Origin of the sequence: Parabacteroides leei, from assembly GCF_023369805.1 — a bacterium.
Taxonomy (GTDB): Bacteria; Bacteroidota; Bacteroidia; order Bacteroidales; family Tannerellaceae; genus Parabacteroides; species Parabacteroides leei.
Window position 1 is genome coordinate 238,434 of record NZ_JAMBQG010000007.1, and the last position, 13,929, is coordinate 252,362.

Consider the following 13,929-nt stretch of genomic DNA (forward strand, 5'->3'; position numbering starts at 1 on the left):
TCCATTATATCCCCTATTACATTTGAAAGAAGTATTTGTTTCGGATGTAACTTTCTCATGGTAATATCAGCAGGAAACCGTACATTTGTGTGATTTTTTACGAAAGGATTAGATTGCAGATGAAAGTATGTATTGCTGAAAAACCGAGTGTGGCACGCGAGATCGCCGAAGTACTGGGGGCTACAAAAAGAATGAACGGGTATATTGAAGGAAACGGATATCAGGTTACCTGGACATTCGGACATCTGTGTACACTGAAGGAACCGCATGATTATGCCGATGAATGGAAACGGTGGAGCCTGAGTGCTCTTCCGATGATCCCGCCCCGTTTCGGTATCAAACTGATCAGTAACCCTACTTATGAGCAGCAGTTCAAAGTGATCGAAACCCTCATGCAGAATGCCGAAATGGTGATTAACTGCGGTGATGCCGGCCAGGAAGGGGAATTGATACAACGCTGGGTGATGCAAAAAGCCGGCTGTACCTGCCCGGTATATCGGCTGTGGATCTCTTCTCTGACAGAAGAAGCCATCCGCGAAGGGTTCCAACACCTGAAAGAACAGACAGAATTCAAGACATTATACGAAGCAGGATTGTCACGGGCTATCGGTGACTGGCTATTGGGAATGAATGCGACCCGGCTCTATACAATACGGTACGGACAAAACCGTCAGGTATTATCCATCGGACGGGTACAGACACCGACACTGGCCCTGATCGTAAACCGCCAGGCAGAAATCGACAATTTCAAACCCGAACCTTATTGGGAATTGAAAACAATCTACCGGAATACGACCTTCTCCGCTACGAAAGGTAAATTCACCAAGAAAGAGGAAGGAGAAGCTTTTCTCGAAGTAGTACAAAAAGAGGACTTCACCGTCACTGACATTTCTGAAAAGAAGGGGAAGGAATATGCTCCAAGGCTTTTTGACCTGACTTCATTGCAGGTGGAATGTAATAAAAAGTTTGCTTTCACCGCCGACGATACATTGAAATTGATCCAGTCGCTCTATGAAAAGAAAGTGACGACCTATCCCCGTGTGGACACCACTTTCCTGAGTGACGATATTTATCCTAAAGTTCCGAATACCCTAAAGGGTCTGGTCGATTATACCGAGTTGACAGCTCCGGTACTGGCAGCCAAAATTCCTAAAAGCAAAAGGGTGTTCGACAACTCGAAAGTAACCGATCACCATGCGATCATCCCGACAGGAGTTCCAGCCCGTAACCTGACGGAAAATGAACGGAAAGTATACGACCTGGTTGCCCGTCGTTTCATTGCCGCCTTTTATCCGGACTGTGACATCTCCACGACTACCGTACTGGGTAAGGTCGATAAAGTGGATTTCAAAGTAACGGGAAAGCAGATACTAAAACCGGGATGGCGTGTCGTATTCGGTGCCGAACAAAAAGATCCGGATGCCGAACCGACTGAAGAAGAAGGTGTATTACCTGATTTCGTGAAAGGTGAAAGCGGTCCGCATAAACCTATTTTAAAAGAGACATGGACAACACCTCCCAAACCTTATACCGAGGCGACTTTGCTTCGTGCCATGGAAACGGCAGGTAAGCTGGTCGACAACGAAGAACTGCGCGATGCCCTGAAAGAGAATGGTATCGGCCGTCCTTCCACGCGTGCCGCCATTATCGAGACACTGTTCAAACGGAACTATATCCGCAAGGAGCGTAAAAACCTGTTCCCTACCGCCACCGGTGTCGAACTGATCGGTACCATACACGAGGAACTGCTTAAAAGTGCGGAACTGACCGGTCTATGGGAAAAGAAACTGCGTCAGATCGAACGGGGAACGTATGAAGCCCGTACATTCCTGGAAGAGTTGAAACAGATGGTCAATCAGGTAGTCATCAACGTACTGTCCGACCAGTCGACCCGTTCAATTACGATTGAAGAGGCCGTCAAGGAACAGCCTAAAGAGGAGAAAAAGGAAAAGAAACCTCGTAAGCCACGTGCTAAAAAGGAAAATACTCCGAAAAAGCAGACAGCAATCGAACAATCAGATAAACCTGTTTGTCCGATTTGTAAAAAAGGGAATATCCTACGTGGCAAGACGGCCTATGGTTGTTCCGAATACAAAAATGGTTGTACGTTCCGTCTGGATTATGCGACTTATGGAGAAGGGTTATCGGATAAGGAATTGGTAAATGTTATAAAAGCATTATAATCACTCTATTATTTGTCATTATAATGCTCTGTCGCTTGTACTACTGTTACGATTACCTTATCTTCCTCAACCGTATAAATTAACCGGTCTTTTTTATTGATACGGCGAGACCAGTAGCCGGACCAGTTTCCCCGCAAAGCTTCAGGCTTGCCTGTTCCGGTGTAAGGATGTTCATAGAGTTCTTCAATCAAAGAATATATTTTCTTTAAACTCACTTTATCTCCTGCCCGCCTGAATAATTCGATATCATCCAGCGCTTGCTTTGTTGGTATAACTTTATACATAATACATAGCTATTCCGATAATAATAACTTTTGCCAATCTTCCTTCGTCAATTCCACAACTTCTCCGTTTTCCTTCTGTTGCACAGATTTCCGGAAATGAGCCAAGTTTGCCGGGTTGGTAAAGAAAGGATCTTCTTTCGGAGTAGTAATACGTTTAATAGAAGCTTTTACTTTCTTTACTAAATCCATATCATCCAAGGCTAATACAATTCTTGCCAATTCAGCTTTTTCAGCTTCCAGGGCCATAGTTGATTTTGTCATAGTTATTTCTTTTTATTATGTCCTTTGCAAAAGTAATAATTAAAATCCATATTCCAACCTCCTTTATTCCTTATCTTTGCATGCTCAAAACACAGAAAAAGATGAAAGAAGAATGGTTCCCTCTGGTCAACGAAGAGGGAGAAACAATAGGTAAGGCGACACGCCGGGAATGCCATAGCGGGAGCAAACAATTACATCCGGTTATCCACCTGCATATTTTTAATGATGCAGGAGAATTGTACTTACAAAAGCGTTCGATGAATAAAGATATCCAGCCTGGCAAATGGGACACGGCTGTCGGCGGACATATCGATTACGGAGAAACAGTAGAAGAAGCCCTCCGCCGGGAAGTTCGGGAAGAATTAGGTATAACCGAGTTTGTTCCACAATTCATTACCCGTTATGTCTTCGAATCGGCCATCGAAAAAGAACTGGTCAATACCTTCCGTACCGTTTACAACGGAGAAATCCAACCGGATACCGAAGAGTTGGATGGCGGACGTTTCTGGCCGATGGAAGAGATAAAAACCAATCTGGGGAAAAGCGTGTTTACTCCGAATTTCGAGCAGGAGTTTCAGCGGTTGTTCTTATAACATATTAAAAATAGCATAAAAACCGTTCACCCGACCACATTCAACACATTGTAAAACAAGACACATCTGCAATAAACACAGGTGAATGGTTTCAAAAAAAGGTGAATGGTTAATAGCAAACCGTTCACCTTCATATTTTGACAGATATAAATGTAGTGTTGTTGGTAGGGGCGGTTCGCGAACCGCCCCTACAGGCGCCGTCACAATGGAACAGGCAGGTTCGACCGTAGGGGCGGGGTCTGCCCGCCCTTCTTCACCGGTTGTTATATTATTGTCGCAAAGGGTGGGCAAACCCCACCCCTACAAAACCTGTCATTTGGGTTCACATTTTAGAGAAACCGTTCACCGACCATTCACCACATTAAAATAAAAGAAACCAGCACTTTAGGAGGCGAAGGGGAAGGGTGAATGGTTTATAGGCGTTTTTATATATATTCTTCAGATCATTTACACATCTCATTGATCACTGCGATCAACTCGCCACCTATCTCTTCGGCTTCTTTCATTGTATGGGCCTCTGCATAGATACGGATGATCGGTTCAGTGTTACTTTTGCGAAGGTGAACCCACTTATCCGGGAAGTCGATCTTTACACCGTCGATATCAGTAATATCATATTGAGCAAATTTCTCTTTTACCTTAGCTAAAATTGCATCCACATCGATCTCCGGAGTAAGCTGAACTTTCTGTTTAGAGATAAAATACGGAGGATAGCTGGCACGTAATTCGCTTGTTTTCATTTTCTTCTTTGCCAGATGAGTCAGGAACAAAGCGATACCCACCAAAGCATCACGTCCATAATGGCTGGCCGGATAGATCACTCCCCCATTACCTTCACCACCTATAACAGCATTGGTCGCTTTCATTTTGGCAACAACATTTACCTCCCCTACTGCAGCTGCATTATATTCACAACCGTGAGCACGCGTCACATCACGCAATGCACGGCTTGAACTCAGATTGCTTACCGTATTACCCGGTGTATGGCTTAACACATAGTCAGCTACTGCAACCAAAGTATATTCTTCACCAAACATTTCACCATCTTCACAGATAATAGCCAAACGGTCTACATCAGGATCGACAACGAAACCTACATCAGCTTTTGCATGCTTCATCAAATCTGAGATCTCAGTCAGGTTCTCAGGAAGAGGTTCCGGATTATGAGAGAAATTTCCATGAGGAGCGCAATGCAGTTTGAAAATCTCTTTCACACCCAAAGCATACAATAAATCCGGCAGAACAATACCACCTACGGAATTTACAGCATCAATAGCAACACGGAAATTAGCAGCTTTAATCGCTTCTACATCTACTAAGTCGAGATTGAGTACACTCTCGATATGTTTTTGTTTGTATGTATTGTCAACGATCACTTTTCCTAAATGATCGACATCAGCAAACTCAAAGCTTTCAGAAGCTGCAATTTCCAAAACTTCAGCACCTTCAGCCGCATTCAGGAATTCACCCTTTTCATTCAGCAGCTTCAATGCGTTCCATTGCTTCGGATTATGACTGGCAGTCAAAATAATACCGCCACATGCACCTTCCATGGCCACAGCTAATTCAGTAGTCGGAGTTGTTGCCAGATCGATATCGACCACGTCGAAACCCATTCCCGTAAGCGTACCTAAAACCACCTGTTTTACCATCGGGCCGGAGATACGGGCATCACGTCCTACTACGATCTTGTTTGATGTTGCTTTTGTGCTTTTTCTAATGAAGGTTGCATAAGCTGCAACAAACTTCACAATGGCTAACGGATTTAATCCGTCTTCCGGTGCTCCGCCTATTGTACCGCGAATACCGGAAATAGATTTAATAAGTGTCATAAGTTAGATTATTTTTCAAATGTATATCTTACCTTGCTAAAATAGACCGGAATATATTTACTCTGGAAATAGCCTCCAGAGGCCATTCGTTTGAAAGGAACGATCAACCTTACAATAGCACCGTCTCCAACATGATATAAGCCCGTTGCCAACCCTTCACCGACAAATAAATCAGGATCATAATCTCTGTTTTCAGCAGCAGAAACATTATAACCAAATATAAATTCGGTAGGGAATCCCCACCTATTATTAAATTCAGGAGACAAATTATCAACCATTAAATAAGCTGTATCGGAATCTAAAATTCCGTTCGCTTCAAATCGGCAAAAAACTTTTGTTTTCCCTAGCACTGCCCGTTCTCCATTTCCTGAATCTATCACGTTCAGATACACATCATTATCTAACTTCACAAATTCATTCTCCTTAAAAACACCATCTGACGGATAGTTTTTAAGAATCTTAAATCCCTCATGATCAATCAACCGATCAATTGCTTTCCTTTCATCCTTCAAGCGCTCAGTATACGACTTCGTTTTATCGCACGATGCCACCAATAGAGCCACACACATAATCATCAGGATATAAAAACCTCTTTTCATCTGTTATTCTTTAATGTATAAATGAGCGACAAATGTAAATAATATCCGCCACATCTTAGCCAAGTTTTTCTATTTCTTCTGTTTTATTAGGATTAAATTCTTTTAATCCTTTCTCAAAGACAGCTACAGCTTCTTCCAGAGAACCATGAAACTCTCCACCGGAAGCATTTTTATGGCCGCCGCCATTAAAATACTGGCAAGCAAATAAGTTACAGGGGAAATCTCCAACCGAGCGTAAAGAAACTTTAATATAATCTTTATCTTCACGAATAAAGACACTGAACGATACCCCTTCAATGCTCAACGGCATATTCACAAAACCTTCCGTATCACCGGTTACATAGTTGAACCGGTCTAATTCAGCCTGTGAAAGCGTAATCAATGCAGCATGTTTTTCCGGGTAGATCTTCATCTTTTCATACAAGACGTAGCCTTGCATGCGAAGACGTGATTCTGAATAGACCTGGAAAACCTTACGGTAAATCAAATCTTTATCTATTCCTTTCTTTATAAGTTCACCGATAATCGTATAAATTTCAGGCTTATTCGAATTATAGGTAAAAGAACCTGTATCCGTCATCATACCGGTATAAATACAAACGGCAGCCTCCTTGTTAAGCAGATCGAACATACCCATACGGCAAATAAAACGGAAAATCATTTCACTTGTAGACGACATTTCCGGATATGACATGGAAACCCTGCAAAAGTCGGCAGGATTCAGGTGATGATCGATCAAGACCTTACGTCCTTCCGCTGCGATAACAGCCGAAGCCATTTTCTCTATACGTTTAGGCTCGTTAAAGTCCAGACAAAAAATCACATCCGCATCATGGATTAGCTGCTCCGCAAATTCCGGATACTTTTCGTGTATCACAATATCCTTTGCTCCCGGCATCCATTTATAAAATAATGGGAATTCATTGGGGACAACTACCGTTACATTATCTTTACCATAGGCTGTAAGGAAATGGTACAATCCCAAAGCTGAACCGAGGGCATCGCCGTCGGGAGTAACATGGGTCACAATAACAAAACTTTCGCCTTTCTCTACGTATTTCTTGGCTTTCTGAATTTTCTCTTCCTGAATGATTTTTGTAATCATATTTTATCTTGTTTACAAAGACAAAGGTACTACTTTTTTTATGTTCTACACAGTAAAAAAACGTTCAATAAACAAATCAAACAATATAAATAACAATAGAAGTAACGAGGCGAATAAAAATCGTGGGCGCCGGGTTTGCAAAAACAACAGTAAAAAAAAGGCAACCCCATATCCCAAGATTGTCAGGAATAAATCAAGCTGAAAAGAAAAAGTTCCCCCCGGAACCTTACTAAAAGCATCTACGATCTGTAATAAAGTATGAGTCATTGTTTCCACAAGATGCTGAAGTAATTCATATCCAGGAAACCCGACCGGTAACATCAGCCAGATAAGCCCGGTCGGTATAAGAAAAGTTGCCAGCAAGGTTAATGGCAAGTTTGTACATAAAAAGACCAGGGAGAATTGCCGGAAATAATATAAGCAAAGCAATGTTGTTCCCGCTTGTGCAGACAATGTTACAGTTATCCACCCCCAGGGAGCAGCCAGAAGTGGATTTCTTACATCGATCAGCTTTTGAAGCCGGGGTTGCAGATACAAAATAGACAATACAGCCAGATAGCTTAACTGGAAACCGATATCGAATAAATAAAACGGATCAAACGCCAGCATACAAAATGCCGAAGCTGCCAATGTATTATAACCGTCAGTTCTTCGTCTCAGTGTTCTACCCGTCAGATACAACGTCAACATCAATCCGGCACGGATAGCAGAAGTTGCAAATCCGGTAATCAAGACAAACCCCCAAAGCAAACTAATCGTCAATAAAAACGTCAGCCACCTATAAAAGGTATTTTTAGGAAAGAAGGAGAAAAACAAAGAAAGGAAACCGCAAACAATAGCGACGTGGAAACCGCTTACAGCCAGAAGATGGGCAACTCCGGTTACCGAAAAACGTCTTTTTACATCCCGACTCATTCCTTCCCGATATCCCAAGGTAATCGTCGCCAGCACAGATTTTTCTTCATCCGACAAGTGCAAACGTTCGAAAGGTTTCAATAAACGCTGCTGCCTTTGCCCAGCCAATTCTGAAACAGAAGAGAATGCAGGCCTTTCATTTCTATCCTGCCAATATGCCGTTCGTTGAATAGAGAGAGATAGTAATAACAAAAGAAATACCACTCCCCATATCCAACGAAATTCATAACTCCAATAGTTCTTTTCCGATCGGGATATTGCAGCTATATAAGAAAGTAAAATAATTAACAAAGGGATCAGTATCAACAATAGTGACAGAATACAGCAATCCAGGTAAGCTTGCAGTAAGATTCCGGTTATCCATATAAGAAGCGGCCTGATAAAAGGCCGCTTTCGTATTTCTTTTATTATCATACAAAGGTTGGTTTTGGTTGGTTGAAATAAATCTCTACATATCTTTCAGTTCTTTTATCGTTCGTATCGGATCAGGAGAACTAAAAACAAAACTACCGGCAACCAGCACATCCGCACCAGCATCTATCAAACGTTTCCCAGTTTCCAGATTCACACCACCGTCTACTTCAATGAGAGTTTCCAATCCTTTTTCCCGGATCATTTCTTTCAGGCGAGCTGTTTTATTTACAGAATGCTCAATAAAACGCTGTCCCCCGTAACCGGGATTGACCGACATAAGCAATACCATATCGAGATCCTGGATAATATCCTCCAGCAAGCTGATCGGAGTATGCGGGTTTAACGTAACTCCCGCTTTCATTCCAGCTTCCTTTATCGCCCCGATAGTACGATGCAAGTGTGTACTGGCTTCATAATGAACATTCATCATATAAGCTCCGGCCGCAGCCACTTCTTTTACAAACTTCTGGGGCTCGACAATCATCAGATGCACATCCATAGGCTTCTTAAGGATAGGCTTTACAGCCTCCAGTACCGGAAAGCCAAAAGAGATATTCGGAACAAATACCCCGTCCATAATATCCATATGCAACCAGTCCGCCTCACTGTTATTTATCATTTCTACTTCTTTTTGCAGGTTCAGAAAATCGGCAGCCAGCAAAGAAGGAGCAATCTTATGTTTCATAATTTCAAGTCTTTTATGCAAAGGTACAAAAAAAAGAAAGAGAACACTATTACCGGTGTTCTCTTTCCTTCAATTTCTTAGTTCATCACATAACCACAAAACTCCGGCTGCAATGCGGGCTCTACATGATAGCTCCTCGCAAATTGAGAAAGGAAGTCAAGCGTCTGTTTACTCGGCGCACTTTTTCTCTCGTTCCGGTTCTTTTTAGTTTTATCCTTCAATTCATCCATACAATGAGTAGAAAATCTCTTCATAGGCATCCCCTTTTTTATTCGTTTGATAATAAAACGAGAGCAGTTTCTACTTATTGTACGAGTAGCAGATTATTTTTATCGGATAAAACAAATTGGCTCGTTTCGCGAACCCTAAATTAGAATTAGCTCGCTTCGCGAACCGATTATGCCAAAGATAATTCTATATGGTTTTCGTCAGCCATACGACGCATATTCAGAATAGCATAACGCATACGTCCCAGTGCTGTATTAATGCTGACACCTGTAATATCGGCTATTTCTTTAAAGCTCAAATCCTGGTAATAACGCATTTCCAGAACTTCACGCTGACTGTCGGGAAGATGTTTTACCAACTTCTTCACATCCGACAATACCTGATGACGCACGATATTGTCTTCGATCGTTCCATCGCAAAGCTTGATATTATTGAATAGATCAACTTCCACTTCATCGTTGGATACAGTATTTTCACTGCGTTCCTGACGGAAATTGTCAATGATCAGATTATGTGCAATACGGGTGATCCATGCTTTAAACTTACCGTTTTCTGTATAACGGCCTTGTTTAATAGTCATAATCACTTTCACAAAAGTTTCCTGAAAGATATCTTCCGTTAACTCTTTATTGCGGACTATAAAGTAAATATAGGAATGGATACTGCTCTTATGACGATTTAACAACACGTCAAAGGCGGTATTATTACCCTGTGCATAAAGGACAACCAGATCTTCGTCTGTCATCGATTTTAAAGTCTTCATTACTTCTGTATTTTATAGTTTCTTGAGTAATGTTTATGCTATAGGCAATGAGGTTTTAAATGTTATACAATTTTGTTTTCGAAAACAAAAGAACAAAAAGTATTTTAAACAGGCAAACTTTTCTGTTACTTTTACATAAAAATGTCCCCTGTCCATACCTTTTATGTACGAACAGGGGACATTTGCTAACAAACTATATTTCACTACAAATTAATCACATCTCTTCTGGAGCAATATACAATCGATACCAACCTGTATAATATTTTGAATTATAATTATTCATTATAATATATTGTGGACCAGATGGATCGTATCGTCCACTAGAACTACGGACAGAATCAATACTTTCAATTATAGGATCACCAAAATTAACAATAACTTCACCTAACTCATCATTTCCTTTTGATGTTGTTACTTCATACACCACCGTATGATTTTTTTTGGCACTTGCTCCGAACTTCAATCCTTTCTTAACCGTTTTACCCCAAGATATATCAAAACTTATATTTCCTGCAAATTCTACTGTTGTCGTCTCTGTGTTTCTAAACGACTGGGTATCATCTACTTCTTCTATTGCAATCTTCACAGAAGGCGCATAGTCTTCCAAATTCCATTCAAAAAGAGGAAGTTTCAAGTCCATTGTAATTAAACGTATAGAACTTTGTTGACCACGTCCACCTCCACTAGTATGAAGAAACAAATCATCACCTTTGGCCCTAAAAAACGTTTTTAGTTCACTGCCTGTAAGAGATTTAGATGCAAGATATGTTTTAACTAAAAATTCAAACTCCCCTTCTGTCCAAGAAATATTTCTACCACTACCAATAGAACTTATATCTGGATCTCCAGTTTGATCCGATATTTTAGCCAAAGCAGACATAGGATCACCTAATAATTCAAATCCTATAATACATTCTTTAAACTTATAGATAAATGGTCCTTTAAGACTATCTCGTGGTATCCCACTCTCTGGTTTCAAATTATAATAAACATAATCTCTATGCCAACCATCCACACCTTTATATATATTATATGCCTCATTCGCTTTTTCCAAATTGTGAGAGATATTATCCCTTCTTCCTGATTTTAAAGTTATAGAAGAACTGCCTGAATTAAAATTATCAAACACATCATCCAAAAAAACAAAATCTAAGTTTGAATCAGATTGCGCTTTTAGCACTGCTCCATATTCTCCGAGTGATTTAGTTATCATATTGCCAGCAATAATTCTTTCATTTTCTTTTATTACCACAATTGGATATCGTGGCACTTCTGCGGCACTAATAATATATTCACCTTTTTGCCCATTAAAAGCTGGCACCCCTTCAGTATCAAATGTTCTAACACCAACATCAGGAATATCTGTTTCCACATCCCATAATTCAGCAGAGAATGAATTATCAGGTAACTCTGGTACAAATATTGTCAAATTGGGTATTTGGTTTTCAACCAATTCAAAAAAATCTCGATTTAAATATTTCGATAATAATCCTTCCAAAGTCGTATTATCACTTAATATCTGATCCTTCACCATTAGATAAAGCACATCATAATCATAATCAATCTGCTTCAATGCTTCCTTTTTTATCAACTCTCTTACGGGAGTACTTTCCGCCAAAACTTTCGTTAATGCTGCTCCAAATTCTTTTTTTATTTCAGTGTTTGTCTTTTTTATAACACTACCAGATCCCAACTCATACCTATTAGAAGAAAGATCATCCGTACATGACGACATGAACAAAGCACCATACATCATTATGATACTTACTACAATAATTTGTGCAAAGACTTTCATAATAAATTTTTTTTTCAACAATGTATTTAAGGTTAATTAAAAATCAAACTCACCTTCTACATTATTATATTCATTAGATACAGATATTATATAATTACCCTTTTGACTAAACATTGGGATAACAAGAGAAGGGTCATTCACAGTTTCAATCAATTGATCATAGACGACATTACCCGATTCATCTTTCACGCAAACAGTAACATCACCTAAATTTTCTAGAAACTGTAAGTGAAGTGTTTTATCGTCATCCTCTATGTATGCGACGATAGGAAACTGAGCAGAAAAACTTTTAGCTTTCCTAATCCAATAATTCTTAAAACGTATTTGTCTTAAGGCAAATGCAGGCATCGTTACAAATAATGCCAACATCATAATTAACAAAACTTTCACATTTCTCATAATTTTATAGTATCAAGTTGTTTTAATGCAAAAATATCAAACCTTCACCATCAATACTACAAAATCCTGCAAAAACCAGTACACAACTATCACCTGATAATCAATCAATTACAAAATTCGAATAGACAAACAAAACATTCATCAAGCATATATACCATTTAATATCAAGAGTTTATAACAAAATTCACAAAATAATCATAGAGAGTTCCATTGCCCAATTGAATGTTCAATCGCTGGCGCAATCTTAGATGGCGAGTTCTTACGGAACCAGGGGTTAAACAGAGTAAAACAGCTTCTGCCTTTACATCAAAGTTAAACAGTAAAAAGCAACAATACATCCAATCCGAATCAGATATATTAGGACACAATTCCAAAATCTGAGATTTAAACTCAGGATACACTCTCTTTACTTCTATTTCTATATTCTCAAACATTTTTTCTGTTATCATCGTTTTTGTATTCCCCGGCATGTGTTTTTGAGAAAGAACTTTCAACTTTTTACCGATCGTTGATTCCAACAATTGTTTTCTCTTTATCCGATCCAGCTCCTTACTCAATGTACTGATATCGTTTTCCAGATCAGCTTTTTTAAGATACTCCTTTCTCATTGAATTTAACATCCTCTTCTTCTGCTCTAACTCAAGAGTCAAATTTAATACATCAATATTAAATTGATTGATTTCCCTTTCCTGACTATGTATTTTATTATATGCTTTTTTCTGAAATATTAAATAGATTAATGAAACTACCAATAATATTAATATGGATACAATCAATAAAATTATATGTAATTGTTGCGAAAGTTTCAATCGTTGATTTTCCTGTTGGACTTTTAACTTATTATATTTCTTCTCCATTTCGAGCAAATTCACATTATCACTGATCTGAGCATTAGAATCAAATACATCCTGGTATTTTTCCAGATAAAGTAATGCGTCTTTATAACTTTCCTGAGCTTTATATATCTTATATTGATTATACATTATCATATCAATATATTGTTTGTTATTACCAATCTTACACATCATCTGATTTTGAAAATCTGATGCTTTATTCAGATCACCTGCTTCTAAATATAAATCAGATAAAGCCAGCAAATTGGGAATCCCCCATGTTGTTGTATCAATAGAGGCTGCCCCAAGTAAGTACTTTTCTGACTGTGAAAACTTACCCATGATCTTGTACACATTTCCAAGACTATTATATACAGTGATTTTCACGATAGAATCCTGCAAGATAAAAGCTAATGAATCTGCATATTCTAAATATTTAAGAGCTGATTCACATGAATCCTGAAAAGCTAACTCCCTAGCAATATCATTTAATGCTAACACATAACTTCTTTCATTTCCTGATTTATGAAAATAATCTGCAGCTAACATATAATTTCTTCGTGCACCTACAGGATCATTTTGCGCCTCAAATAAATCAGCCATATAACTCGCAACATATCCGGCTTTATTAAAATCTTGAATTTTTTCAAACAAACCAAGTGCATACAAATAAGCATTCATAGCTTTTTCATATTGCATTTTCTCCGTATAAGAACGTCCCAAATAAAAAAGTATCTGAGCCCGATCAGCTTCCTCTCCATTACTATTATACCAAGCAATACTCTTTTCATAATCAGCTATGCTAAGTAATTTTCCATTGATTTTATCTGCTGCTTTAGAAATAAGAAGACAGGATTTAGCAAAACAAGCTTCATCCAAATCATTTTCATTAACCAAACTATCTAGTAATAGATAAACACTGTCAGGATACGTAGTTAACAAAGACTCTATTTTTTCAATTTGAACTTGTTGAGGATTTCTTAAATCACAACTAAAACAACCGATAAAAGAAAAAAAGATAAATAAATACTTCATAAATA

The 13,929-nt window shown here is 39.0% G+C and carries 14 protein-coding genes; 2 read left to right on the top strand and 12 right to left on the bottom strand.

What is annotated here, in order from left to right; translation table 11 throughout:
- The first annotated feature begins 119 nt into the window (after positions 1–119).
- Positions 120–2,183: a DNA topoisomerase 3 gene (locus M1P97_RS12555; protein ID WP_195374597.1), complete on the top strand. Its 2,064-nt coding sequence runs from the start codon at positions 120–122 to the stop codon at positions 2,181–2,183.
- A gap of 8 nt (positions 2,184–2,191) precedes the next feature.
- Here the strand turns inward: M1P97_RS12555 and M1P97_RS12560 are convergent, their stop codons facing one another.
- Together M1P97_RS12560 and M1P97_RS12565 are read right to left on the bottom strand one after the other, a co-directional pair.
- Positions 2,192–2,467 carry a Txe/YoeB family addiction module toxin gene (locus tag M1P97_RS12560; RefSeq protein WP_249389266.1) on the bottom strand — a complete coding sequence of 92 codons (276 nt, stop codon included), beginning with the start codon at positions 2,465–2,467 and terminating at the stop codon, positions 2,192–2,194.
- Positions 2,468–2,476: 9 nt separating this feature from the next.
- Positions 2,477–2,728 (bottom strand): hypothetical protein, encoded by a 252-nt coding sequence (locus M1P97_RS12565; protein ID WP_195374599.1) that lies wholly within the window; start codon positions 2,726–2,728, stop codon positions 2,477–2,479.
- Between the two features lie 101 nt (positions 2,729–2,829).
- Between M1P97_RS12565 and M1P97_RS12570 the strand changes: the two genes are divergently transcribed.
- Positions 2,830–3,321: an NUDIX hydrolase gene (locus tag M1P97_RS12570; RefSeq protein ID WP_249389267.1), complete on the top strand. Its 492-nt coding sequence runs from the start codon at positions 2,830–2,832 to the stop codon at positions 3,319–3,321.
- A gap of 443 nt (positions 3,322–3,764) precedes the next feature.
- On the opposite strand, the gene glmM is transcribed toward M1P97_RS12570, so the two are convergent.
- From glmM to M1P97_RS12620, 10 genes are all read right to left on the bottom strand, one after another.
- Positions 3,765–5,153: a phosphoglucosamine mutase gene (gene glmM / locus M1P97_RS12575; RefSeq protein WP_195374601.1), complete on the bottom strand. Its 1,389-nt coding sequence runs from the start codon at positions 5,151–5,153 to the stop codon at positions 3,765–3,767.
- Between the two features lie 8 nt (positions 5,154–5,161).
- The gene (locus M1P97_RS12580; RefSeq protein ID WP_195374602.1) at positions 5,162–5,752 is read right to left on the bottom strand and encodes a DUF4827 family protein; all 591 of its coding nucleotides are present in this window, start codon (positions 5,750–5,752) and stop codon (positions 5,162–5,164) included.
- Positions 5,753–5,807: 55 nt separating this feature from the next.
- The gene (locus tag M1P97_RS12585; RefSeq protein WP_195374603.1) at positions 5,808–6,857 is read right to left on the bottom strand and encodes a DHH family phosphoesterase; all 1,050 of its coding nucleotides are present in this window, start codon (positions 6,855–6,857) and stop codon (positions 5,808–5,810) included.
- 45 nt (positions 6,858–6,902) lie between these two features.
- Positions 6,903–8,183: a ComEC/Rec2 family competence protein gene (locus M1P97_RS12590; RefSeq protein ID WP_317242816.1), complete on the bottom strand. Its 1,281-nt coding sequence runs from the start codon at positions 8,181–8,183 to the stop codon at positions 6,903–6,905.
- A gap of 37 nt (positions 8,184–8,220) precedes the next feature.
- Positions 8,221–8,871, bottom strand: coding sequence for a ribulose-phosphate 3-epimerase (gene rpe, locus M1P97_RS12595; protein ID WP_249389269.1), 651 nt, complete (start codon positions 8,869–8,871; stop codon positions 8,221–8,223).
- 77 nt (positions 8,872–8,948) lie between these two features.
- Entirely contained in the window at positions 8,949–9,125 is a 177-nt protein-coding gene (locus tag M1P97_RS12600; protein WP_249389270.1) for a hypothetical protein, read from the bottom strand.
- A gap of 143 nt (positions 9,126–9,268) precedes the next feature.
- Positions 9,269–9,862 carry an RNA polymerase sigma factor gene (locus tag M1P97_RS12605; protein ID WP_046148865.1) on the bottom strand — a complete coding sequence of 198 codons (594 nt, stop codon included), beginning with the start codon at positions 9,860–9,862 and terminating at the stop codon, positions 9,269–9,271.
- A gap of 214 nt (positions 9,863–10,076) precedes the next feature.
- Positions 10,077–11,657 (bottom strand): hypothetical protein, encoded by a 1,581-nt coding sequence (locus M1P97_RS12610; RefSeq protein ID WP_249389271.1) that lies wholly within the window; start codon positions 11,655–11,657, stop codon positions 10,077–10,079.
- A 36-nt stretch (positions 11,658–11,693) separates the two neighbouring features.
- Positions 11,694–12,056 (bottom strand): DUF3244 domain-containing protein, encoded by a 363-nt coding sequence (locus tag M1P97_RS12615; RefSeq protein WP_249389272.1) that lies wholly within the window; start codon positions 12,054–12,056, stop codon positions 11,694–11,696.
- Positions 12,057–12,220: 164 nt separating this feature from the next.
- Entirely contained in the window at positions 12,221–13,924 is a 1,704-nt protein-coding gene (locus M1P97_RS12620; RefSeq protein ID WP_249389273.1) for a hypothetical protein, read from the bottom strand.
- Between the last annotated feature and the right edge of the window lie 5 nt (positions 13,925–13,929).

Bases quoted from the DNA above. Each gene is read 5' to 3' on its own strand.
- M1P97_RS12555 (WP_195374597.1), top strand. From the start codon at position 120: ATGAAAGTATGTATTGCTGAAAAACCGAGTGTGGCACGCGAGATCGCC.
- M1P97_RS12560 (WP_249389266.1), bottom strand. From the start codon at position 2,467: ATGTATAAAGTTATACCAACAAAGCAAGCGCTGGATGATATCGAATTA.
- M1P97_RS12565 (WP_195374599.1), bottom strand. From the start codon at position 2,728: ATGACAAAATCAACTATGGCCCTGGAAGCTGAAAAAGCTGAATTGGCA.
- M1P97_RS12570 (WP_249389267.1), top strand. From the start codon at position 2,830: ATGAAAGAAGAATGGTTCCCTCTGGTCAACGAAGAGGGAGAAACAATA.
- glmM (WP_195374601.1), bottom strand. From the start codon at position 5,153: ATGACACTTATTAAATCTATTTCCGGTATTCGCGGTACAATAGGCGGA.
- M1P97_RS12580 (WP_195374602.1), bottom strand. From the start codon at position 5,752: ATGAAAAGAGGTTTTTATATCCTGATGATTATGTGTGTGGCTCTATTG.
- M1P97_RS12585 (WP_195374603.1), bottom strand. From the start codon at position 6,857: ATGATTACAAAAATCATTCAGGAAGAGAAAATTCAGAAAGCCAAGAAA.
- rpe (WP_249389269.1), bottom strand. From the start codon at position 8,871: ATGAAACATAAGATTGCTCCTTCTTTGCTGGCTGCCGATTTTCTGAAC.
- M1P97_RS12600 (WP_249389270.1), bottom strand. From the start codon at position 9,125: ATGAAGAGATTTTCTACTCATTGTATGGATGAATTGAAGGATAAAACT.
- M1P97_RS12605 (WP_046148865.1), bottom strand. From the start codon at position 9,862: ATGAAGACTTTAAAATCGATGACAGACGAAGATCTGGTTGTCCTTTAT.
- M1P97_RS12610 (WP_249389271.1), bottom strand. From the start codon at position 11,657: ATGAAAGTCTTTGCACAAATTATTGTAGTAAGTATCATAATGATGTAT.
- M1P97_RS12615 (WP_249389272.1), bottom strand. From the start codon at position 12,056: ATGAGAAATGTGAAAGTTTTGTTAATTATGATGTTGGCATTATTTGTA.
- M1P97_RS12620 (WP_249389273.1), bottom strand. From the start codon at position 13,924: ATGAAGTATTTATTTATCTTTTTTTCTTTTATCGGTTGTTTTAGTTGT.